This is a genomic window from Pseudomonas sp. AM4(2022) (assembly GCF_036346515.1).
GTDB lineage: Bacteria > Pseudomonadota > Gammaproteobacteria > Pseudomonadales > Pseudomonadaceae > Aquipseudomonas > Aquipseudomonas paracarnis.
Window position 1 is genome coordinate 47,033 of sequence record NZ_JAOTNW010000011.1, and the last position, 22,271, is coordinate 69,303.

The 22,271-nt window shown below is 58.6% G+C and carries 21 protein-coding genes; 12 read left to right on the forward strand and 9 right to left on the reverse strand.

The features are described 5' to 3' along the window. The first annotated feature begins 40 nt into the window (after positions 1 to 40). The 7 genes from ODQ19_RS16580 to queC all read left to right on the forward strand — a co-directional run bounded on the left by ODQ19_RS16580 (position 41) and on the right by queC (position 7,021). Complete coding sequence (locus ODQ19_RS16580) at positions 41 to 547, forward strand: disulfide bond formation protein B (RefSeq protein ID WP_003194055.1); 507 nt, start codon at positions 41 to 43, stop codon at positions 545 to 547. A gap of 794 nt (positions 548 to 1,341) precedes the next feature. Then, positions 1,342 to 2,283: a ubiquinol oxidase subunit II gene (cyoA, locus tag ODQ19_RS16585; RefSeq protein ID WP_116666309.1), complete on the forward strand. Its 942-nt coding sequence runs from the start codon at positions 1,342 to 1,344 to the stop codon at positions 2,281 to 2,283. Positions 2,284 to 2,286: 3 nt separating this feature from the next. Then, entirely contained in the window at positions 2,287 to 4,305 is a 2,019-nt protein-coding gene (gene cyoB, locus ODQ19_RS16590) for a cytochrome o ubiquinol oxidase subunit I (protein ID WP_005791254.1), read from the forward strand. 3 nt (positions 4,306 to 4,308) lie between these two features. Further along, positions 4,309 to 4,935: a cytochrome o ubiquinol oxidase subunit III gene (locus tag ODQ19_RS16595; protein WP_034133624.1), complete on the forward strand. Its 627-nt coding sequence runs from the start codon at positions 4,309 to 4,311 to the stop codon at positions 4,933 to 4,935. Next, the gene (cyoD, locus tag ODQ19_RS16600) at positions 4,935 to 5,270 is read left to right on the forward strand and encodes a cytochrome o ubiquinol oxidase subunit IV (protein ID WP_003194051.1); all 336 of its coding nucleotides are present in this window, start codon (positions 4,935 to 4,937) and stop codon (positions 5,268 to 5,270) included. Before ODQ19_RS16595 ends, cyoD begins: the two co-directional genes overlap by 1 nt. Positions 5,271 to 5,281: 11 nt before the next feature. After that, on the forward strand, positions 5,282 to 6,169 hold the full coding sequence (gene cyoE, locus ODQ19_RS16605) for a heme o synthase (protein ID WP_019817484.1): 888 nt from the start codon (positions 5,282 to 5,284) through the stop codon (positions 6,167 to 6,169). A 153-nt stretch (positions 6,170 to 6,322) separates the two neighbouring features. Continuing rightward, positions 6,323 to 7,021: a 7-cyano-7-deazaguanine synthase QueC gene (queC, locus tag ODQ19_RS16610; RefSeq protein ID WP_003194049.1), complete on the forward strand. Its 699-nt coding sequence runs from the start codon at positions 6,323 to 6,325 to the stop codon at positions 7,019 to 7,021. Between the two features lie 107 nt (positions 7,022 to 7,128). Here the strand turns inward: queC and ODQ19_RS16615 are convergent, their stop codons facing one another. Next, positions 7,129 to 7,992 (reverse strand): queuosine precursor transporter, encoded by an 864-nt coding sequence (locus ODQ19_RS16615; RefSeq protein WP_116666308.1) that lies wholly within the window; start codon positions 7,990 to 7,992, stop codon positions 7,129 to 7,131. Next, the gene (locus ODQ19_RS16620; RefSeq protein ID WP_003194047.1) at positions 7,979 to 8,584 is read right to left on the reverse strand and encodes a helix-turn-helix transcriptional regulator; all 606 of its coding nucleotides are present in this window, start codon (positions 8,582 to 8,584) and stop codon (positions 7,979 to 7,981) included. The genes ODQ19_RS16615 and ODQ19_RS16620 overlap by 14 nt, the downstream gene beginning before the upstream one ends. A gap of 211 nt (positions 8,585 to 8,795) precedes the next feature. Between ODQ19_RS16620 and ptaA the strand changes: the two genes are divergently transcribed. From ptaA to ODQ19_RS16635, 3 genes are all read left to right on the forward strand, one after another. After that, positions 8,796 to 9,878 carry a pyoverdine biosynthesis transaminase PtaA gene (gene ptaA / locus ODQ19_RS16625; protein WP_330210657.1) on the forward strand — a complete coding sequence of 361 codons (1,083 nt, stop codon included), beginning with the start codon at positions 8,796 to 8,798 and terminating at the stop codon, positions 9,876 to 9,878. Between the two features lie 84 nt (positions 9,879 to 9,962). After that, positions 9,963 to 10,670, forward strand: coding sequence for a helix-turn-helix transcriptional regulator (locus tag ODQ19_RS16630; RefSeq protein ID WP_330210658.1), 708 nt, complete (start codon positions 9,963 to 9,965; stop codon positions 10,668 to 10,670). A gap of 175 nt (positions 10,671 to 10,845) precedes the next feature. Then, positions 10,846 to 12,045 (forward strand): MFS transporter, encoded by a 1,200-nt coding sequence (locus tag ODQ19_RS16635; protein ID WP_330210659.1) that lies wholly within the window; start codon positions 10,846 to 10,848, stop codon positions 12,043 to 12,045. Between the two features lie 47 nt (positions 12,046 to 12,092). Here the strand turns inward: ODQ19_RS16635 and ODQ19_RS16640 are convergent, their stop codons facing one another. The 7 genes from ODQ19_RS16640 to ODQ19_RS16670 form a co-directional block, all read right to left on the reverse strand. Next, a complete protein-coding gene (locus ODQ19_RS16640; RefSeq protein WP_330210660.1) occupies positions 12,093 to 12,809 on the reverse strand; it encodes a hypothetical protein in 717 nt (238 codons plus the stop codon). A gap of 84 nt (positions 12,810 to 12,893) precedes the next feature. Further along, on the reverse strand, positions 12,894 to 14,147 hold the full coding sequence (locus tag ODQ19_RS16645; protein WP_330210661.1) for a 2-aminoadipate transaminase: 1,254 nt from the start codon (positions 14,145 to 14,147) through the stop codon (positions 12,894 to 12,896). A gap of 110 nt (positions 14,148 to 14,257) precedes the next feature. Further along, positions 14,258 to 15,271 carry a sensor domain-containing diguanylate cyclase gene (locus ODQ19_RS16650; protein WP_330210662.1) on the reverse strand — a complete coding sequence of 338 codons (1,014 nt, stop codon included), beginning with the start codon at positions 15,269 to 15,271 and terminating at the stop codon, positions 14,258 to 14,260. 137 nt (positions 15,272 to 15,408) lie between these two features. Then, entirely contained in the window at positions 15,409 to 17,310 is a 1,902-nt protein-coding gene (locus ODQ19_RS16655; protein WP_330210663.1) for an alkaline phosphatase D family protein, read from the reverse strand. A gap of 443 nt (positions 17,311 to 17,753) precedes the next feature. After that, positions 17,754 to 19,982 carry an ATP-binding protein gene (locus tag ODQ19_RS16660; RefSeq protein ID WP_330210664.1) on the reverse strand — a complete coding sequence of 743 codons (2,229 nt, stop codon included), beginning with the start codon at positions 19,980 to 19,982 and terminating at the stop codon, positions 17,754 to 17,756. Beyond that, on the reverse strand, positions 19,979 to 20,593 hold the full coding sequence (locus ODQ19_RS16665) for a biliverdin-producing heme oxygenase (RefSeq protein ID WP_330210665.1): 615 nt from the start codon (positions 20,591 to 20,593) through the stop codon (positions 19,979 to 19,981). The genes ODQ19_RS16660 and ODQ19_RS16665 overlap by 4 nt, the downstream gene beginning before the upstream one ends. A 212-nt stretch (positions 20,594 to 20,805) precedes the next feature. After that, a complete protein-coding gene (locus tag ODQ19_RS16670) occupies positions 20,806 to 21,168 on the reverse strand; it encodes a response regulator (protein WP_330210666.1) in 363 nt (120 codons plus the stop codon). A gap of 162 nt (positions 21,169 to 21,330) precedes the next feature. Here ODQ19_RS16670 and ODQ19_RS16675 point away from each other — a divergent pair, with 162 nt between their 5' ends. Both ODQ19_RS16675 and ODQ19_RS16680 read left to right on the forward strand, forming a co-directional pair. Beyond that, complete coding sequence (locus ODQ19_RS16675) at positions 21,331 to 21,762, forward strand: bleomycin resistance protein (RefSeq protein WP_330210667.1); 432 nt, start codon at positions 21,331 to 21,333, stop codon at positions 21,760 to 21,762. 30 nt (positions 21,763 to 21,792) lie between these two features. After that, the gene (locus ODQ19_RS16680) at positions 21,793 to 22,167 is read left to right on the forward strand and encodes a c-type cytochrome (RefSeq protein WP_330210668.1); all 375 of its coding nucleotides are present in this window, start codon (positions 21,793 to 21,795) and stop codon (positions 22,165 to 22,167) included. The last annotated feature ends 104 nt before the right edge of the window (positions 22,168 to 22,271 follow it).

The window sequence follows — 22,271 nt, forward strand, 5'->3', positions numbered from 1 at the left end:
CATTAGGCACAACCATAATCAAAGAAAGGGAAAGACGGGGATGATTGACGACATGCGTTTAGGCAGGGAGCGGCGCTTTCTGGTGTTGCTGGGCATCATCTGCCTGGCGCTGATTGGCGGGGCGCTGTATATGCAAGTGGTGCTGGGTGAAGCACCGTGCCCGCTGTGCATTCTGCAACGCTACGCCTTGCTGCTGATTGCGCTCTTCGCGTTCATCGGCGCGGCCATGCGCACCAAGGGCGCGCTGACGTTCTTCGAAGGGTTGGTGGTGCTCAGCGCCTTGGGTGGCGTGGCCGCTGCCGGCCACCATGTGTATACCCAGTTCTTCCCCCAGGTCAGTTGCGGCATTGATGTGTTGCAGCCGATTGTCGACGACCTGCCCCTGGCCAAGGTGTTTCCCCTGGGCTTCCAGGTCGACGGCTTTTGCAGCACTCCCTACCCGCCGATCCTCGGCCTGTCCCTGGCCCAATGGGCGCTGGTGGCATTCGTGCTGACGGCGATCCTGGTGCCCCTGTGCATCTATCGCAACCGTCACCCCAAAGCCTGAGTCGCCGCGCCTGCCAAACGCTCCGTTCCTTCTGAATGAAGGTCGGAGCGTTTTTGTTTGTAGGGATTTGTGAAAGCACCGTGACGAGGGGCAACGGAAGCTGCGCGCAGCGTGCGACATGTTGTCACACGGAGGCTGTCGCAGGACGTTTCTGACCCGCCAAATCAGCCCTTAAATTTGCACCCAGCGCACAAATTGTGCTGTCAGTTCGTGGTTCGCGCGGCGGCCCGATTCGTGTGCGGGCCGAACCCTTGCAGCATCTATGAATGCCTTGTTTTATGGGGACTTGGACGGCATCCGCATGCCCTTACAAGCCGTAAGGGAAGTGGCACTGTGCCCAATAACACGGCAATTTTTGTGGTTTTTGTTGAGAATCGAACACGATAAGATCGCGAATCTTTGCAACTTTGGTGAAGGATTGTTGCTGGAATCGATAAAAATTATTTCTTTATAAGACATGGTTTATACATCGCTAGCTAACTACAATCGCCCGCACTGAATGTCCGGTGCTGTTCAATATTTGAGCATTGGAGCGGTCGAGGAGCAGATGGAAGGCTCAATGCGACCCCAGGTTCCGGCAGCCTTTCAACTATCCGCACCAAATGGAATTGGTCTGTAACAAGGCCTTTAGCCACGAAATCGAATAAGAACTCACTGCAGGTCCGTGAAACGTACAGTCATGACGTGTCGGACAGGCTCTTATTCAATCGAAGAGAAATGCCAACCCTTGGCAGGGTGAAGTGTTGGCGATCAAAACCCAACTGCATTGCGCAAGCTGCTTTAGAGGTCGTGAGATGAGTAAAAACAGGTACCCCCGATTACTAGGCTTTTTGCCGCTGCTTGGCATGTTTTTAATGCTGGGAGGCTGCAAGTGGACCTTGCTCGACCCAAAAGGACAGGTCGGTCTGGATGAACGAAACCTGATCATCACCGCTACCCTGCTGATGCTGTTGGTTGTGGTGCCTGTGATCGTGATGACCTTCGCCTTCGCCTGGAAATACCGCGCGTCCAACACCAGCGCTACCTACGCGCCGAAGTGGTCGCACTCCACCAAGATCGAGATCGCGGTGTGGCTGGTTCCGATCCTCATCATCATCGCCCTGGGTTACATCACCTATAAGTCGACCCACGCGCTGGACCCGTACCGTCCGCTGGAGTCCGACGTCAAGCCTGTGAACATCCAAGTGGTCGCGCTGGATTGGAAGTGGCTGTTCATCTACCCGGACCTGGGTATCGCCACTGTCAACGAGATCCGCTTCCCGGAGCACACCCCGCTTAACTTCCGGATCACCTCCGACGCCGTGATGAACTCGTTCTTCATCCCTGCACTGGGCGGTCAGATCTACGCGATGGCAGGCATGCAGACCCGCCTGCACCTGATCGCCAACCAGAAAGCTGAAATGGAAGGCATCTCCGCCAACTACAGCGGCGCTGGCTTCACCGGCATGAAATTCAAAGCGATCTCGACAAGCCAGGAAGATTTCGACGCCTGGGTAGCTGCAGTCAAGGCCGCACCTAAACAGCTTGATCAAGCTGAATACGACGCTCTGACCAAACCAAGCCAGAACAACCCTGTCGCCTTGTACTCCGCGTATGAGCCGGACCTGTTTCAGAAAATCGTCGACAAGTACGAAGGTATGAAGCCAGGCAAGCCGGTCAAGCACGAGAAGAAAGAAGTGGCCGTGGTTGAAGGTTCTGATACGGGCGCGCATTCAACTGCTGGGGCAGAGGAGTAAACGATGTTTGGTAAATTAAGTTGGGACGCGGTCCCATTCCACGAGCCGATCGTAATGGTGACTATCGCCATGATCGCGCTGGGTGGTCTGGCGCTGGTTGCGGGTATCACCTATTTCAAGAAGTGGTCCTACCTGTGGACCGAGTGGCTGACCTCGGTCGACCACAAGAAAATCGGCGTCATGTACGTCATCGTTGCCATGGTCATGCTGCTGCGTGGTTTTGCCGACGCCATCATGATGCGTACCCAGTTGGCCATGGCCACCGAGGGTTCGCCTGGCTACCTGCCACCTGAACACTATGACCAGATCTTCACCGCCCACGGTGTGATCATGATCATCTTCATGGCGATGCCTTTCTTCACCGGCTTGATGAACCTTGCCTTGCCGCTGCAGATTGGTGCGCGTGACGTTGCCTACCCGTTCCTGAACTCCCTGAGCTTCTGGCTGCTGGTGTCCGGCGTGGTGCTGATCAACGTTTCCCTGGGCGTCGGCGAATTCGCCAAGACCGGTTGGGTTGCGTATCCGCCATTGTCGGGGCTGCAATACAGTCCGGGCGTGGGTGTGGACTACTACATCTGGGCGCTACAGTTATCAGGGCTCGGGACGACATTGACGGGGGTCAACTTCCTGGCCACCGTCCTGAAAATGCGCGCCCCTGGCATGAAACTGATGGACATGCCGATCTTCACCTGGACCTGCACCTGGGCAAACGTGCTGATCGTGGCTTCGTTCCCGATCCTGGCCGCTACCATGGCGCTGCTGTCGCTTGACCGTTATCTGGATTTCCACATTTTCACCAATGAACTTGGTGGCAATCCAATGATGTACGTGAACCTGTTCTGGGCATGGGGTCACCCTGAGGTGTACATCCTGATCCTGCCAGCGTTCGGTATCTTCTCCGAAGTGATCTCGACCTTTACCGGCAAGCGCCTGTTCGGTCACCACTCGATGGTCTACGCATCGGGCGCGATCTCCGTACTGGGCTTCATGGTGTGGCTGCACCACTTCTTCACCATGGGTTCGGGGGCCAGCGTCAACGCCTTCTTCGGCCTGGCGACGATGCTGATTTCCATCCCGACGGGGGTGAAGCTATTCAACTGGCTGTTCACCATCTACCACGGTCGTCTGCGCATGACCAGCCAGGTCCTCTGGACTCTGGGCTTCATGGTGACCTTCGCCATCGGCGGCATGACCGGCGTACTGCTGGCCATCCCGGGTGCTGACTTCGTGCTGCACAACAGCCTGTTCGTGATCGCCCACTTCCACAACGTGATCATCGGTGGTGCGGTATTCGGCTACATCGCTGGTTTCAGCTTCTACTTCCCGAAAGCGTTCGGCTTCAAGCTGCACGAAGGCTGGGGCAAGGCTGCGTTCTGGTTCTGGATCTCGGGCTTCTTCGTCGCGTTCATGCCGCTCTATGCACTGGGCTTCATGGGCATGACCCGTCGTCTGAACGCCACCACCAACCCTGAGTGGGTACCGTACTTGTACGTTGCCATGTTCGGTGCGGTGATGATCGCTGTGGGCATCGCCTGCCAACTGATCCAGCTGTACGTCAGCGTGCGTGATCGCAAGAAGAACATGTGCGAATCCGGCGACCCATGGAACGGCCACACCCTGGAATGGTCGACCTCGTCGCCACCACCGTTCTACAACTTCGCCGTGATCCCTACTGCGAACACCATTGATGCGTTCACCGAAGCCAAGGAAGACGGTACTGCGTACCAGAAGCCCAAGCACTACGAACCGATCCACATGCCAAACAACACCGCCACTGGCGTGGTGATGGGTGCGCTGTTGACCGTGTTCGGTTTCGCGATGATCTGGCACATCTGGTGGCTGGCAATCGCGAGCCTGGTGGGCACTATCGGTTACTTCATCATTCACGCTGCCCGTGATGATCAAGGCTACATGGTGCCGGTCGAAACGATCGAACGCATCGAAGCCGAGCAGCACGCTCGCCTGGTAGCCGAGAAGAAGATCCCGGCCAACCGTGTAGAAACCTCGTTGGAACAGGCTTAAACCATGTCGAACTTAGTGACCAATGCTGGACACGCCCATGTCGATGACCATGGGCACGATGACCATCACCACGACTCGGGGCCAATAACCGTCTACGGTTTCTGGCTCTACCTGATGACCGACTGCATCTTGTTTGCGTCGATCTTCGCGGTGTACGCGGTACTGGTAAACAACGTAGCGGGTGGCCCGTCGGGCCACGACATCTTCGAACTGCCTTACGTGCTCGGCGAAACCGCCTTGCTGTTGTTCAGTTCGATCACCTACGGCTTCGCCATGTTGGCCTTCTACAAGGGCAACAAGAAGGGCGTGCTGACCTGGCTGGGCCTGACTTTCCTGTTCGGCCTGGGCTTCATCGGCATGGAGATCAACGAGTTCCACCTGCTGATCTCCGAAGGCTACGGCCCGCACCGTTCCGGTTTCCTGTCGGCGTTCTTCACGCTGGTCGGCACCCACGGTCTGCACGTAACCGCAGGTTTGCTGTGGATGGCGGTGATGATCTATCAGGTCAACAAGCACGGCCTGACCAACACCAACAAGACTCGCCTGAGCTGCCTGAGCCTGTTCTGGCACTTCCTGGACGTGGTCTGGATCTGCGTATTCACCGTCGTTTACTTGATGGGGACTCTGTAATGGCTAACGCACACTCCCATGACAGCCACGATTCGAGCCACGGCAGCGTAAAGTCTTATGCTATCGGCTTCATCCTGTCGGTCATCCTGACCCTGATCCCGTTCGGCCTGGTGATGTACCCAACCTTGCCGAAGTCGATCACCTTGATGATCGTCCTGGCGTTCGCGGTAATTCAGGTTTTGGTTCACCTGGTGTACTTCCTGCACCTGGACCGCTCCAAAGAGCAGCGCGAGAACGTGATCGCGTTTGTGTTCGCAGGCCTGGTGATCGTTCTGCTGGTTGGTCTGTCGCTGTGGATCATGTTCAGCATCCACACCTACATGATGGCGAAGTGAGGTAAGACCCGATGTCGCTTAAGCACTTTATCCAAATCACCAAACCGGGGATCATTTTCGGTAACGTGCTTTCTGTGGCGGGCGGTTTCTTCCTGGCCTCCAAGGGACATGTCGATCTGGCCATCTTCCTGGCGGCAATGATCGGTACGTCCCTGGTGGTTGCTTCCGGTTGCGTATTCAACAACTGCATCGACCGTGACATCGACATCAAGATGGAGCGCACCAAGAATCGCGTGCTGGTCCAGGGCCTTATCTCCCTGAAGCTGGCACTGATCTTCGCGACCGTCCTGGGTGTTGCCGGTGTGGCCCTGTTGTACAAGGTGGCCAACCCATTGGCGGCGCTGTTTGCCGTGATTGGCTTTGTCATCTACGTCGGTCTCTACAGCCTGTACCTCAAGCGCAAGTCGGTTCACGGCACGCTGGTGGGCAGTCTGTCGGGGGCGATGCCGCCGGTGATTGGTTATGTGGCTGTGACCAATAGCTTCGATATGGCCGCGCTGGTGCTGCTGGTGATGTTCAGCCTGTGGCAGATGCCGCACTCCTACGCCATCGCGATTTTCCGCTTCAATGACTACCTGGCTGCGTCGATTCCGGTATTGCCGGTCAAGCGTGGCATTCAGGTGGCCAAGAAACACATCCTGCTCTACATCCTGGCCTTCCTCGTGGCGACCTTGATGTTGACCTTCAGTGGCTACGCCGGCATGAGCTACCTCGCCGTCGCCGCCGCCATGGGCATGTACTGGTTGTACATGGCCTGGACCGGCTACAAGGCGGTGGACGACACCGTCTGGGCGCGCAAGCTGTTCGTGTTCTCGATCTTCACCATCACCGCGCTCAGCGTGATGATGTCCCTGGATTTCCAAGTGCCGAAAGAGCTGTTGCTGACCTACGCCCACTGAGTGGTCTTGCAGTAAAAAAGCCCCGCCTTCGAAAGTCGCGCGGGGTTTTTTATTGAGCGCTGCGCCAAACCGGATACGCTGCGTTATCGTTGACGTTTTTGGCGAGCGAGCTCGCTCCTACCTCCCAATTCTACAAATGCAGGAAGCAATGCAATGAGTAAAAAAGCCGTGATGGTCTTCAGTGGCGGGCAGGATTCGACCACCTGCCTGATCCAGGCCCTGCCGCTGTATGACGAAGTGCACTGCATTACCTTTGATTACGGCCAGCGCCATGTGGCAGAAATCGAAGTGGCCCAGAAGCTGGCCAAGCAGTTGGGCGCCACTGTGCACAAAGTGATGGATGTGTCCCTGCTCAATGAGCTGGCGATCAGCAGCCTGACGCGCGACAACATTCCGGTGCCGACCGTGAACAGCTCGGGCGAAAGCCTGCCGAGCACCTTTGTGCCGGGGCGCAACATCCTGTTCCTGACCCTGGCTGCGATCTACGCCTACCAAGTGAAGGCCGAGACCGTCATCACCGGCGTGTGCGAAACCGACTTCTCTGGCTACCCCGATTGCCGGGATGAGTTTGTCAAAGCGCTGAACCAGGCCCTCAAGCTGGGCATGGAATACGACGTGCGCCTGGACACGCCGTTGATGTGGCTGAACAAGGCCGAGACCTGGGCCCTGGCCGATTACCATGGCCAACTGGAGCTGGTACGCGAGCAGACGCTGACCTGCTACAACGGCATCATCGGTACCGGCTGCGGCGAGTGTGACGCGTGCAACCTGCGCGCTCGGGGCTTGAATGACTACCTGCAGAACCAGACAAATGTGATGCAGAGCCTCAAGCACAAGTTGCAGCTGAAATAACCTTTGTAGGAGCGAGCTTGCTCGCGAAGAACGTCAACCATAACGCAGCGCATCTGGTTGAACGCGGCGCTCTCAGGTTCTTCGCGAGCAAGCTCGCTCCTACAGGATTATTGATAGCGTTTGAACAACGAGCGTGCCCCGTAGGCAGGCAGGATGTTGAAGAACGCAAAGCCGACTTTGATCACGATCTGCACATAAATCATGCTGAGGATATCGCTGGTCTGCATCGCCCCGTAGAAGGCAATAAAGCAGAACAGGAAGCTGTCGATAATCACCGCGAAGAACGTACTGAGGAATATCCGCAAGTACAGGTACTTGGAGTTAGTCAGCTCCTTGATCTTGCACAGCAGGTAGGAGTTTATATTCTCCGACACCAGAAATGACACCGAAGAGGCCACCAGCACCGACGACACTTGCAGGATCACGTCGGTATAAGGCCCATCCAGCTTCCAGCCCGGCAGCCCCGGCAGGAACGTCGAGCCATACAGCAGGATGATGATCATCGCGTTGCTGGCAAACGCAAACAGAATGGCCCGTCGCGCCAGGCGCAAACCAAAATTCTCGTTGAGCAAGTCCACGATCAAGAAGGTCAGCGGGTACAGGAACGTGCCCGGTGTGACGATGATGCCCAACGACTCCAGGTAAATCGGTTTGGTCGCGGCAATGCTGGTGAAGATATAGAAGGTGAACAGCAGCAAGTTCAGGATGATGTAGATCATCCAGGAGTTTTCATTGCGGTCGTTTATATCGTAGGCGGTCAGTGTCCCGCCTTGGGAGTAGAACTTCTTGTACAGGTTCTTGATTTCCATCTTGTTGAAGTTGTCCATCATTTCACTGCTGAGCACTTCACTCAGCTTGATCTTGAGGACCTTGCCCGTGGCGATCACCATGATCACCGCCAGGCGCTTGTCGTTTTCAAAGCCCAGCAACTTGTATTTGCTGTTTTCAACGGCGCCCTCAGACGTTGTCATTGAAGCGCTCCTCAAGGATGTCGCCGATGACACACAAACGCTCTGAGTTCCCACAGGGTTCGAGGGTGATGAACAGCTTCTTGGTGGCGCGGTCGTACACCAGCTTTTCTTTATCGTCGCTCGACGAGCCTTTCTGCACGATCAGCAAGTCCCCCGGTTCATTGAGGCCCGGAATTCCGTGCTCAAGGCGCACGCCGATCAAATTGCAGGCGCTGCCGAAGTAGTACGTCAGCGGGTGCAGCGTGGCCAGTTCACCGATGCGCTTGCCCAGGTTCTGCATGAGCAGGCTTTCCTTGAGCACAGGCACTGCCGCCGGGTTCTTGTTACCCAGCGGGGAAACATTGCTCTCGATGACTTCCTTGGCCTCAAAACTGATGGTCTCGATTTCTTCGTAGGAGACGCCGAAGAAGTCCGAGATCTTGCGAATGGTCGACTGCTGTACGTTAACGACCTTGCCTTCCAGGATGTTGTAGATGGTGGTCCTGGTCAGGCCGGCAGCACTGCTTAACGAAAGCTGGGTTTCGCCACGACTCTTGATCAAGTACTTGATGTTGCTCTTCAAGTGCTCGGTTTTTTCCCGTCTGTGTATCAAGTGCTCACCACTTCCATTTAGTCATCAGTCCATGCCGGCAGAACCCGTTCTTGAAGGTTCGCGGCAGTGAAAGTGTTGCATGCGCCCGCTACAACAATAAAGTACTGAGTGCAGGGATACGCCTCGGTGGTAAATCAGGCAACGGCTTTCTCGTCATACTCTTCTGAACGGCCAGCGCGAATCCCTCGCGCCTCTACAAGGAGTAGTCACCATGGTGCGTGTCAGTCGTCGATCCCTTCTCGCCCTGGGCGCGGCCCTGCCTGTGATGGGGCAGCTCAATTGGGCCTTCGCCAGCCCGGCGCCGACGAAGTCTGACAAGGTGCTGCTCAATTACAACGAAAGCCCCTACGGCCCTTCAGGCGCGGCTCGCCAGGCGATGCAGCGCGCGATTGCAGGCTCCGGGCGTTACCCTTACCCGGACATGTATGCATTGGCCGCGCTGTTTGCCGAGCAACAGGGTATCGCCGAAGAAAACGTCGGGGTATTTGCCGGCTCGATGGCCGCCCTGCGTTACGCGGTGCTGGCGTTCGCCAGCCAAACTCGTGGCCTGGTAATGGCCACGCCGTCCTACGAAGTACCGCGCCAGGCGGCCGAATCGATCAAGGCGCCGGTGCGTGAAGTGAACCTCGACGCCCAGCATGCCCACGATGTGCCCGCCATGCTCGCGGCGGACCCACAGGCCGGCATGCTGTACCTGTGCAACCCCAACAACCCGACCGGTACGCTCACCACGACCGAGGCCATTCGCCACGCCCTGGTGAATAAACCCAAGGGCAGCGTGCTGGTGGTGGACGAGGCTTATATCGACTTCTGCGACGCCCCCAGTTGCGTAAGTTGGGTCAACGACCACGACGACCTACTGGTGCTGCGCACCTTCTCCAAGATCTACGGCATGGCCGGTGCGCGCCTGGGCCTGGCGATCGGCCACCCGGCGCTGCTGGAGCGGTTGGCGGTGTTTGGCGGCGACAATGTCCCGGCCGGCGCCAGCTTGCTGGCCGCCCGTGCAAGCCTGGAAGATGCGCAACTGGTGGGCCAACGCAAAGCGCTCAATGCCAGGTTGCGCGATGAGACGATCGCGTGGCTCAAGGGCCCGGGCTTTAGCTGCACCGTTTCCCACAGTAACTGCTTCATGATCGACGTGAAGCGGCCAGCAGAGCAGGTGATTGAGCAGTTGGCGGCGCAGAATGTGTTGGTTGGGCGGGTATGGAAGGATTGGCCGCAGTGGGTGCGGGTGACGGTGGGTAACGAGCAGGAGATGGAACGCTTTCGCGAGGCGTTCGCGGCGCAGGTCTAGCCCCTGGGTTTGCATCCGTTGCCTGGACAGGTAAGCCAGGCATGCTTCATGCTCGACCGGGTTGAATGATCAAGGAAGACAACCGTGCGACCTAATGGCCAACCCGATAAAAAATCGCCCATGCTGCCCGAGGATATGCGCCGCTTGCTCGATACCGAGCTGAGCCGCCGTGGCCTGGGACACTTCGAGGTCTACCAGTGTGGGCCCACGCTGGACCAAGCGCAGATTGTGTCCAATTACCCAGAAGCCATGAAGCCTTCCGACACGGCCGACGATTTCTACCGGCGTGGCGAGCTGGTTTCATTGACTCGTACGCGGATCAAACCGTTTTTCTGGAGTGATGAACAACTGCTGGCCGTGGCCGATGAGGCGGTACCGGTGCCGGGCCCCTACAAACCCGTTGGCGAGGGCGCCAGTTTTATCGTGCATGGCAATCGCGGCTTCTATTCGGTCCTCAATCTGTGCAGCTTCGGCGAAGACCAGCAGTTTCGCGAAACGGTGCTGGCCCATCAAAGTGAACTGCAGATGTTGTTGGTGTCGATGTACGACGAGGCCCTGGAAAATCACGCGGCGCCTGTCGCTCAACAGACGGTGCTGACCCCACGGGAAACCGAAGTATTGTCCTGGGTCAGCCTGGGCAAGACCTACAACGAAGTGGCGCTCCTGACCTCGATGACTTCCCATACGGTCAAGTTTCATATGAAGAATATCTTCGGCAAATTGCAGGTCACCAACGGCAAGTCAGCGATCGGCAAGGCCTTGCAATTGGGCTATATCCGTCACCCGGCCTGAGGCCGCAATCACCGCCTACCTGTCCAAATGGGTAGCTTGTTCGCCGCACAGTGCTGCATTAGGTTGCCCAGCTATGGAGTTTGGCGCCGGACACACCGGCGCCGCCATTGCGAAAGGACATCCGGATGAGCCGCTCTGTAGCTTTGCTCCACACCTGTGCCAGCGTGCCGCGCTGATGGGGACTTTTCACGCGTTGCGCAGCCTGAATACGCGGTTGCAAGCACTGTTCATGATCACGCTGGTGTTCCGCATGGGCACCCTGGCGTTTCCTTTTTACGCGGCGTACCTGATTCATCAACACGCGATATCGCCGGGCACGGCTGGCCTGTTGGTCGGTGTATATGGTGCGGGCGCCCTGTGTACCGACCTGATCATCGGCGCCGTGATCAAACGTTTTTCGGCCAACCGGGTCATTCTCGGTTCGTTGTTGTTCAATGCAGTGTTGCTGCTGGCCATTCCCTCGGTGGATAACCCACTGGCGCTGTTCCTGTTGTCGTTTCTCTGGGGCGCCTGTTACGAAGCCTTCACACCGGCCGCGTTCTCCGAGACGGTGGCTCACAGCAGCCTTGAGTCGCGCAAAGTGGCGTTTTCCTGCAACCGGCTGGCGATCAACATCGGCATGGCCATCGGGCCATTGCTGGGCAGCTTGATCTTCCTCAGCAATGCCGACGCGGTGTTCTACATCAATGCCGTGCTGTCCCTGCTGGCCTTCGCCGCCTGCCTGCGGTTCGGTCGGCCCCGGCCGGCCACCCAAGGCGTGCCTGTCGCCGGCAAAGGCGAGGGCTTGCCCGAGGTGGCGGCTCATGAGCGTTCGCGACTGCTGGTGATCCTGTTGGCGGCGCTGCCGGTGCACGTGGCTTACGCATTGCCGCCGACTTTTCTGTCGGCGTACATCATCAACTACACCCAATTGCCGGCCTATTACGTGGGCATCATCTTCTTCATCAATGCGTTGCTGGTGATTGTATTTGAAGTACCGATCAACCTGCGCATGGCGCACTTGGCGAGCAGCCGCTCGTTGATCATTGGCCTGTTGCTGGCAGGCAGCGGTTTCTTCTTGATGGGCTTTGGTCAGGTCGGCGCGCTGTTGATGCTCGCGACGGCGTTGTGGAGCCTGGGCGAGATGATTGTGTTCCCCGCGATCACCCACTACGTCAGCAGCATTTCCAGCCGCGACAGCGTGGACCGAAACCTTGGCTACTATTCGGCGGGTGTCAACATCGGCGTGATGATCGCGCCATCGCTGGCGTTCATGTTGCTGGCCCGGCCAACCTTGCCATCACCCTGGCTGCTGGCAGGCTGCGTGTTGTTGCTGTTCGCCATCGCGGTGGGGATGATGAAAAGCTCGGCGGTGTTATGGAACCAAGAGGCGTAGACGGCAACCGGCGCTGCGCCTTGCGCGCGCCAGGTTGCGTCACCGGGTTACTGGGCGGCGATGGCGTAACCGTCGAAGGCGCTTTGCTGTTGCAGCGCGGTCACGATGCTCTTACGTGTGACCGGCTGTTCGGCGCCGCTGTTGTCGATGAAGGTTTCGCTCGCAAGTTCCGCCTCGCTGCCTTCGCCCACAAAGGTGAAGCCCAGGAACTCCAGCGCTTCGCGGTCCACATTGAGCTTGGAGCGCGGCGTGCGCAGCGGCAGGGTGACGCTGATGCCATCCTTGCTGATCACAAACACTTCGGTGTCTTTCTTGGCGCGTGCAGCCTTGCCCTTGCCGGCGCTCGGGTTGCTGATGGCCTGGTGCGACTGGTTAAGGACCTTGAGGGCCAGGCCATAGACCAGTTCCTGGAATTCGGGGTCGTCCTTGAAGCTGGACAGGATGCGGGTGATCGAGAACTGGCTGCTCAGGTGTTCCAGGGCGGCGTTGTCTGCGGCTTCGGCGTCTTTCAATTGCTTGAGCTGGCCCATCAGCTCATAGGCTTTGTCATCGTCGAAGGCATCGTGGGCCTGGCGGATGGCAACGCGCAGCTCGCGGATCTGGTCGCTTTCCTTGGAGGTGTGAAACGCGTCAAGCACCATCTCGCTGATGATCTTGGCGGCTGGCACATGCTGTGAAAGATTGATGGCGTTTTCGTATTCGGCTTTGGCGTGCAGGGCGACTACGGATTCTTCGGCGGATTTTTCGGTGTAGGAATCAGACATTAAAATTTCACTGCGTAGTAAGCGGAGGAGACAAAAAACGTCGGGCATTTTCAGCGGGTGAGGGCATCAGGTCAAGGCAGCCCGCTATTCGTCCAGCTGGGTGAGACACGCCTGGAGAATATCCAGGCCTTCCTCCAACACCGCAGGCTCAATGGTCAGCGGGGCCAGCAAGCGCACGATGTGCCGCGACTTGCCGCTGGGCATTAGCAGCAAGCCAGCCTCTCGCGCCAGCGCCAGCAGTTGCGCCAGTTGCTTGGGGGCAGGTGTACCGTCGGCATGGGCCAGTTCAATGCCCCGCATGGCGCCGACACCGGTGAGGCGGCCCAAGTAGGGCGACAGTTGCTGTGCGCGCCAGGCTTCATAGCGGCCCACAATCGCGGCCTCCTGCGCGACGCCCCATGCGTGCAGGCTTTTGTCGCTCATCAACTCAAGGGTCGCCAGCGCCGCCGCACAGGCGATGGGATTACCCGAGTACGTACCGCCCAGGCCGCCTTTGGGCAGGTTGTCCATCAGCGCCTTGCGCCCGACCACCGCCCCCAGCGGCATGCCGCCGGCGATGCTTTTGCCGAGCAGCAGCAGGTCCGGCTCGATGCCCAGGCGCGAGAAGGCGAAACGCTGGCCGGTGCGACCAAAACCCGACTGGATTTCATCGATGATCAGCAGGATGTTGTGCTGGTCGCAGAAGCGCCGCAGGGCCTGGGCGAACTCAGTGTCCAGGGCGAGAAAACCGCCTTCGCCCTGTACCGGCTCGATGATGAAGCAGGCCACATCGGTTACGTCGATTTCCACGCTGAACAGACGCTCCATGGCCTTCAGCGCTTCGGCGCAGGTCACGCCGTTATCGGTACTGGGGTAGGGCAGGTGATACACAGGGCCGGGCAGTACACCGACCTTCTGCTTGTAGGGCGCGACCTTGCCATTGAGGTTGAGGGTCGCGAGGGTGCGCCCGTGGAAGGCGCCGTCAAAGGCGATCACCGCCGTGCGCGAGGTGGCACCACGGGCGATCTTCAGGGCGTTTTCTGCCGCTTCTGCGCCGCTGTTGGTGAGCATGCCGCTGACGGGGTAACCCACCGGGATAAAGGCGCTGAGACGTTGCATCAACTCGATGTAAGGCGTATGCGGCGCGGCGTTGAATGCGTAATGGGTGAGCCGGGTGGCTTGCTCGCAAATGGCCGCCACCACGGCCGGGTGGCAATGACCCAGGTTGAGTACGCCGATACCGCCGACAAAGTCGATGTAACGCTTGCCCGCCGTGTCCCAGACTTCTGCGTTTTTACCGTGGCTCAGGCTGATGGGGTGAACGGTGGAGATCGACTGGCTGATGCTAGCGTGGCTCATGACTCTGGGACTCGACAGTGGTGGGCGCAGCGCTATCTAAGCCGTGCGCCTGGCCTTGCCGCAAACGAAATAAAGTTGCCGGGTCATTCCACCTTGGAAGGAGCTGCGGCCTATTCCGACACCCCATCCTTGCCCGCCGCCTTGGACCGATACAAGGCTTGATCGGCCCGCGCCATCAGCGCAGCCGGGGATTCACCCATGCGCCGCTCTACTACGCCCAGGCTCAGGGTAACGTTCAACGCGCCCAAGGGGGCCGTCGTCTTGATTTTATGGCGAATCCTTTCGGCCAACTCTTTGGCCGTGTCCAGGTTGCTTTTGGGCAGCACCACCATAAACTCATCGCCGCCCCAGCGCGCCAGCAAGTCGCTTTTACGTACGCAGGCTTCCAGGTGTTCCACCACCCGTATCAGGGTCTGGTCGCCGACGCCGTGGCCGTATTGGTCATTGATCGGCTTGAAGTCATCGACATCCATAGCCACCAGTGCCAAGGGCAGGCGGAAGCGCTCGGCGCGGTCGCATTCCTCCAGCAGCACTTTTTCCAGGCGGTACCGGTTGGCGATGCGCGTCAGGGCGTCGCGCTCGGCCAAAGAGCGGTTTTCGTCCAGCTGCAATTGCAGTTGCTGGTTGACGCGCGACAACTCAAGGGTGCGCTGCGCAACCAGTGCTTCCAGGGACTGGTTGCGTTTTTGCAACTGTTCGATGGAGCATTTGCGCGCATGAATATCGCGGTGTGCGCCGACCATGCGCGCCACTGAACCGTCGGGGTTACGGGCAATGACGTAGCCACGGTCCTCGATCCAGAGGTACGTACCGTCTTTTTTGCGACAACGGTATTCGGCCCGGTAATGAGCAGCGCGTTGGCTGATGTAGTCATCGAACACCGCCATCACGCGAGGATAATCCTCGGGGTGGATCACGTTCTCCCAGGTGAAGACGCTGTTTTCCAGGGAGTGGTGGGAGTAGCCAAGCATTTCGTACCATCCGGGATTGCGGTAGACGAAGCCGGTATTGGCGTTCCAGTCCCAGATGCCATCACTGACCAGTTCCATAATGGCGTGCAACAGGTCGACGTTAAGGTCGGACACCTCATTGCGTAGCGGTTCTTTGCCGGATGTATCGTCCATCTGCGCGCTTCCTGCGGGGGCTGGCGCCCAAGGCCAGTCATGGTTGACGCCGATACTCCGTGGCTGGCGCTACTGTACATCGGCGCTTGCGCGGTTTGAATAGGGCAGGTGTGCTGCTTATGACGAGTGGCGAAACGCTATTTTTCTGGCGCCATCATTTTAGTCCGAGGCCGTCCATCCGCGTTGTGCTGGTAAATCTCCTGCGGTTGGCCCTGCTCATTGAAAAACACTTGGCCAATGCCCGCCGAGTTCCACAACCGCTCACCCGCTTCGGCATGCTCTGGAATATAGGGCACCACCTGCATGGTGCGGCGGCGGGTAAACCAGTTGAGCGGCGAACGCGGGGAGTAGAGCCAGCGGTTGAGGCGATCGAACCATTCCAGCAGGCGCGGCGGGAACTCGTTCTTGATGCCACTGCTGGTGATTTGCCAGATCTTGGGGCCGCCGTTGCGGTGGCGGATCAGCACTTGGTAGACAAACGAGTAATGCACGTCACCGGAAAGGATCACGTAGTTACCCGGTGTGCGTGAGTGGCGGAAGATATTCAAAATCACTTGGGCGGCGCCGCGGTGGGCCATCCAGTTCTCGGCGTCCACCAGTAGGGGAAAACCGCACCAGCTGAAGACTTTTTGCACTGTCTCGATCAGCTTGACGCCAAAGACCGGCGCGGGCGAGACAATGATGGCGGATGGGTGGTCCAGCAGGGCTTGTTGCAGTTCGCTCAAGGCTTCCCAGTCCAGTAGGCCGGAAGGTTGCTTGAGGGTGAACTCGCTGCGCCAGCGTCGGGTGCGGGTGTCGAGTACCACCAGCGCCGGGGTGGTGGGCAATACGTAGTGCCACTGCTGGAATTTCAGCAAGGCGTCCAGCAACGCGTCTTGCGCCGTCGCGTCGAGATGATTGGCCTGTACCTGGCCGGTCAGTGCCTGGGTTTGGCCCAGCAGTTCGCCAAACACCTGGGGCTGGTTGCCCCAGCCTTGGCATAACAGATACGCCAGCAAGGCATTGCCGATGATGCGCTTGGAGAAGGGGTGGCCGTAGGCGGTTTCTTCCCACTGCGCGCTGAGGTTCCAGTCATCGGTGATGTCGTGATCGTCGAACATCATCAGCGTCGACAGGTGCGCGAACACCCGCGCCACCCCAGGCAGGCCGTTGCGGAACTGGTCGATATGAACCTGTTCGCGGGCATAGCGTTGTTGTTCTTGCGCACTCAGCGGCGGCGGTTCTGGTGTGATCAGCGTCCAGGGTGTCGGCGACCAGGCCAGCAGGTACATGGCGATCACTTCGGCAAAGGTCACCAGGTGATTGTCGGCGGTGCTGCTGGTGAAGATTGGTTTCTTCACGCCGCCGAAAAAGCGTTCGCGCAAGGTCTCGTTACTGTCCAGCGCAGGGAGCAGGTCGGCTCGGTGGTAATAGCTGGCGCGATGCCCATAAAGGCTGGCGCTGTCGCTCACCACCGCGCCCTCCAGAAACTCATCGTACAGGCCCAGGCGCGTAATCAGCCCATGAATGGCCCGCAGCATGGGCCCTGCGACGTCGTCGGCGTAGATCTGGTCGCCATTCATCATCAGCAAGGCTGGGCGTTCGAGCGGTGTGCGGGCGTCCGCCAACAGGCGGTCGACACACAGCAAGCCTTCGTCGGCACGGTGGTGGGGTTTGCGGCACGAGCCATGCACCAAGTGGTGGATGCGGCTATGCAGCACGAAACTAGGCGTAGTCGCGTCGCCATACAGCAAGTGGGGTGCCCATTGTGCAATGCCGAGGCCGTCGATCAACAGGTCGTAACCGATGATTTCATCCTGTGGCAGGGCGTCGCCCAGGGCTATGTCGATCAGGTGGATAAAGGCATGGCGCCCGACGGGTACGACTTGGCAGTGCGTTGCATCGAGCGGGATATCCAGCGCCTCGCCCGAGGGTAATTGCAGCCGCAAGCACAGGGGCAGGGCACGACTGCCCACCAACCAGATAACCAGGCGCTGTGGTTCCAGGCGTCTTAGCAAGGGGCCGGTGATCACGGCAGGCAGGATTTCAGGTTGACCCATGAAGAATGCAGCTCATACCAAGTGGAACTGGAAAGGATAACGCAGAGGATGTCAGTGTTTTGTTAACGCAAGTGCAACGCGGTGCGCTGCACTCGTTGCCGGTGACTGGTAACGGTTTAAAGCAGTTTGCCTCCTCCAAGGGAGGTCATACCCGAATCTTTGGGTTTTGGTCGCGTGTCCTGCCCCTGTGGGGGGCTGCCAACCGGCGAAGAGGTGGGTGCGGGATTGCCTGGAGGCTGGTTATCTTTAAAGCCTTGCTGGATGTTATAGCTGAAGCTGTCAAACGAATTGCCAATGATCATCGGTAAAACCACTTACTCAATTGGAGGACTGTTGTCGCATCAATACTCCCTTTGACTGCGCATTGAGTGAGTGGAGCTGGCCGGGTTTTTCGTTCCCGGCCATAGGTAACCCTATGTTGGCTTGTAGGATTTATGCGCGTTTCAAGCTGGCTTTGGCACCGTAAACCTGAATTCACTGCCGCGTCCCAGTTCGCTTTCGGCCTCGATTCGTCCACCATGGGCCTGGACAATCCCCTGGGTGATATACAGCCCCAGCCCGCTGCCCGTGGGGTTGTTTTCAGTCTGGGTCCAATAGCGATCGAATACATGGGGCAAGTCGTGCGGTGCAATGCCTTCACCCGAATCGCGCACCGAAAATACAATCTCCTCGCCATTGCTCATGGCGCTGATGCCGATATTGCCCTGGCGCGGAGTGAACTTGATCGCATTGCCGATCAGGTTCGACAGCACCTGGAACAAGCGCTCCGGGTCGGCCTTTATTTGCAGTCCCGGCTCGGCATTGAACGACAGATCAATGCCTTTTTCCGTGGCCAGGGGGGCCAGCAACGAATACGCCTCTTCAAAGATCTGGCTGACGTCCAGCGCCACCGGCTTGACCACATAGCGCCCGGCTTCGATTTTCGAGGTGTCGAGCAAGTCTTCCAGCAACACATTCATGCGCCCGGCGGCCTGTTGCATGGTGTCGATCGCTGAAGAGATACGCCGTGAAGTGTGGGGGCCATCGGAGCTGAAGGCTTTTTGCATCATGCCGCAGAGCATGGAGATGACCGTCATCGGGTTGCGCAGGTCGTGGGAAACCACCGCCACCAGCTCGTCCCGCGCACGCACCGCTTGTTGCTCGCGCAGCACCTGCCGGGACAGGTCGTTCTCCAAGGCCGAGCGGCGCAAATCGTTGGCGGCAAACAGGTCGCCATGGCTCCATTTGGTGGAGATGCCGGCCATTTCCACCTTCCAGATTTCAAACGAGGTGCGTGGGCGAAGGCGCATGCCCGCGTCGCAGGTTTCCAGGTTCAGCGGCTTGTTCGGGTCGCCGCTCCAATGGATGTTCTCTTTGACTTCCGGGCGAAACCACAACACACCGTTATCCACAGGCTTGGGCAAACTCATGGCGAGCACACCACTGGCCATGCTCTGATACTCGGCGGCAGGCGGGTAAACCGAGGCCAGGTGATGGCTGGAAAAAACCGGCTCACCCTTGCCCTGCAACCACTTGTGCAGCGCGCGTATCTGCGCCGGTTCCGGGCAGTTGCCGTAGCGGTGCAGTTGTTTATCTTCGATGATCGCCACGCCGCCGGAGAGGGTCAGGTCCAGCAGCATTCGGCCTTGTTGGGCCAAGCCGTCGAAGACGTTATTGGCAGAGGCTTTCATCGCTTGGTCCAGCAGCGCCAGCGCTTCGACTTTCTCGTCGCGCTGGCGGGTCAGCTCCAGGGTCTCCATGGCACTGATCTGCAATGACAGCACCTGGCCGATGGTCTGGCAGGCCATGCGCAGGTCATTAGGTACCAGCAGCGGCTCACGGTTGCCGCAACTGATCAGGCCCCAGAGTTTGTCGCCCTTCATCAATGAAATACTCATGGACGACAACACGCCCATGTTCTGCATGTACTGGCAGTGAATCGGTGACACGCTGCGCAGGGTGGCGAAGCTCAGGTCCAGGGGCTGCCCGGTGTCCGGGCGCAATTTGGGCAGCAGCGGCACCGGTTCGTAGGACGCATTCGGGATGATCCGTAGCCAGTTGGTGCGATACAGCTCGCGAGCCTGCTCAGGGATGTCGGACGCGGGGAAGAACAGCCCGTTGAACAATTCCATGGATGGCGCTGAGGCCTCGGCGATCACCTGGCCATGGCCTTCCTCTTCGAAGCGATAGATGAGCACCCGGTCATAACCGGTCATGGCCTGGATTTCGTTGACGCTGATGGCGTAGAGCGCCTCCAAGGTCTTTGCCGATTGCAGGCGGTGCAGCATCTTGCCCAGGTTGCTGGTGCGGCCATTGTGCGCTCGGGGTTTGAAATCCTTGAGCCGTGGTTCGAATTCCAGCACTAACACGCCCTGGTGGCGATGCAACAGGCCTTCGAACTGCTCACCCTTGAAGGTGAGCAGCAAGGGCGGCGAGTCCAGGAATGCGCTGTCCTCGGCCATGGTTTGCACGGCCTGGGCGTACTCCTCGCCAATCAATCTGTGCAACGGTTGATCCAACAGCGCCTCGGGGGCGTGGCCGAACAACGTACCAACGTTGGCACTTACCTGAATGATGTTCAGGCCAGGTTCCGACAAGGTCAGCAGCACGCCGTGGGGCTGGATGGCCCCCGGAAAACGAATGGGTTCATCGGCGCAGTTGGCAAGCAGCTCTTCAAAATCTTCGGGTTTCATAGCAATACCTCCTGGCTGTCGAGCCATTGCTCAAAGCCGCTGAATGTCGAGCGGGCTGCCATCACCGCGCGCACGGCGGCCTGTGTATCAAGTGGCTGGCGGCCCAGATAATCGAGGAAATCTTTCCAGCGCCGTCCGGTCTCGGCGCCGTATACATTGAGAAAGGCACCGCCGTTGTCGGCGTTCACATCCAGGCGCAGGGCCATTTCCCGGCGTAGCACTTGGCCGCCCAGGGTGGCGCCTTCCAGCACATACAGGGCGCCGAGGCACGCAGCCGGTGTGTCTAATCCGGGGAGTTGGGTACAGCGAGGCAGGGCATGGATGGCGTGGTCAGTCAGGCCGAGTGCGTGCAGGTCATGGACCAGGGTTGGCGTTTTCACACGCAACGCAGACTCATATCCCTCGGGAATCAACCCGCTGTCATACAGCGCCGCTTCCATCGGCTGATAAAAGCCGTAGTACGCCTGCAGCAAGCGCCGATACCACTGGGCATCCAGGCGCTCGGAAAAAAACGGCAGGCGCTGTTCCAACGCCACATGCAGCAGGCCCGTGCCCGTGCGCAACGTTTCCAACAAGGAGGGCGCACCAACGTCATGGGCCTGTGAATGCATTCAATGAGCTCGAACTGTGGGCCTGTCGGCCATGAATGACGCGTGAAAATGGGCGATGATTCTACACAACTCATTGTCGTCAGCTGAACGCATAAGCGAAAAGGCTGACCAGCGGATCAGAAAAGTCGCTCCCTGCCCTTTACATGACCGCAGAACGGGCCCTCAAGTTCGGTTGAAATGATGTCGCGCTGCTATCAATGCAGGGACAGGCCCTAGTGCGTCAATGCTGTCTGCACGCACTCAAGCAAGTGGTCGGTACTCCAGGGCTTGGGCAGAAACCGCACGGAACTGCCCAACTCGGCGGCGATTTTTGTATTACCTGAGGTCAGCACCACCTGTACTTCAGGCCAGCGATGGGCGACGACGCGGCTCAAGTCATAACCATTGAGCAAGCCGGGCATTTGAATATCACTGACAATCAAATCCACCGGTTCATCGCCGCGCTCCAGGTAAATCATCCCTTCGTCTGCCGATGCAAACGATGTCACCACCGCACCAAAGTCTTCCAGCACATCCACCATCAACGCCCGAATGATCTCGTCGTCTTCCAATACCAAAATCGATGGCTGAGCCATGATCCTTACTCCACCATCAGGGGTTCAGTAAGGTGGAGTAGGGGTTGGGTATATAGGTTCGATTGGATGTTTTTTAAACGATGGGTGGTCGTTTGGCCACTTGTGAGCCATGGGCACGACAATCCGTTAAGGTGAACGCCACCCTGCCGCCCAAGGAATGCCATGTTCAACCGTAACCCACTCGTGCCGGAACTGATCGTCACCCGCCTCGCCGCAAGCCTGGCGTTCTGGGTCGAACAGTTAGGTTTCGCCATTGCCTATCAGCGCGCTGAAGAAGGCTTTGCCTACCTCGACCTGAACGGCGCGCAAATCATGCTTGAACAATACGACCCCGTGGCCGGTCAGTGGCTGACCGCACCGTTGCAGCCACCGTTCGGCCGCGGCATCAACCTGCAAATCGATGTGCCCTCCGTGGCGCCCATCCTGCAACGCCTGGCGCAAATTGGCTGGCCATTGTTCTGTGATGTAGAAGACGCCTGGTACCGAGCCGGTGACGTGGAGGCCGGGCAGCGCCAGTTCATCGTGCAAGACCCGGACGGTTACCTGGTACGCCTGGTGGAGAGGCTGGGGGAAAGGCCGTACGAGCAGGCATAATCGACGTCAACAGCCGATAGGGAGACCTGAATGAAGTATGTGTTATTGACCCTCGCCCTGACCGTTATCGCCGCACCCGCGTTCGCTGCGGGCGACGCCGAGGCGGGCGGCAAACTCTTTACCAAGACCTGCGGCGGCTGCCACAGCATTGGTGAAGGCGCGCGAGGTGGTTTTGGCCCGGAACTGAACGGCATCATTGGCCGGCCTGCCGGTACCACCACGGACTACCAGTACTCGGATGCGATGAAGAACTCGGGCGTGGTATGGACGCGGGAAAAACTGGCGGCCTACATTGAAGACCCGAAGTCGGTGGTCAGTGGCACGCGGATGAACTTCTGGGGGATCAGTGATCAGGAGAAGATTGAAAATATCCTGGCGTACTTGGAGACATTCCAGCCCAAGTGAGGCGCCCAGGCTGGCACGCATCACCGTCCTCTGTAGGAGCGAGCTTGCTCGCGAAAAGCTCACAGGCGTCGCATTCATTCAGGAAGCACGCGTCATCGTTGACG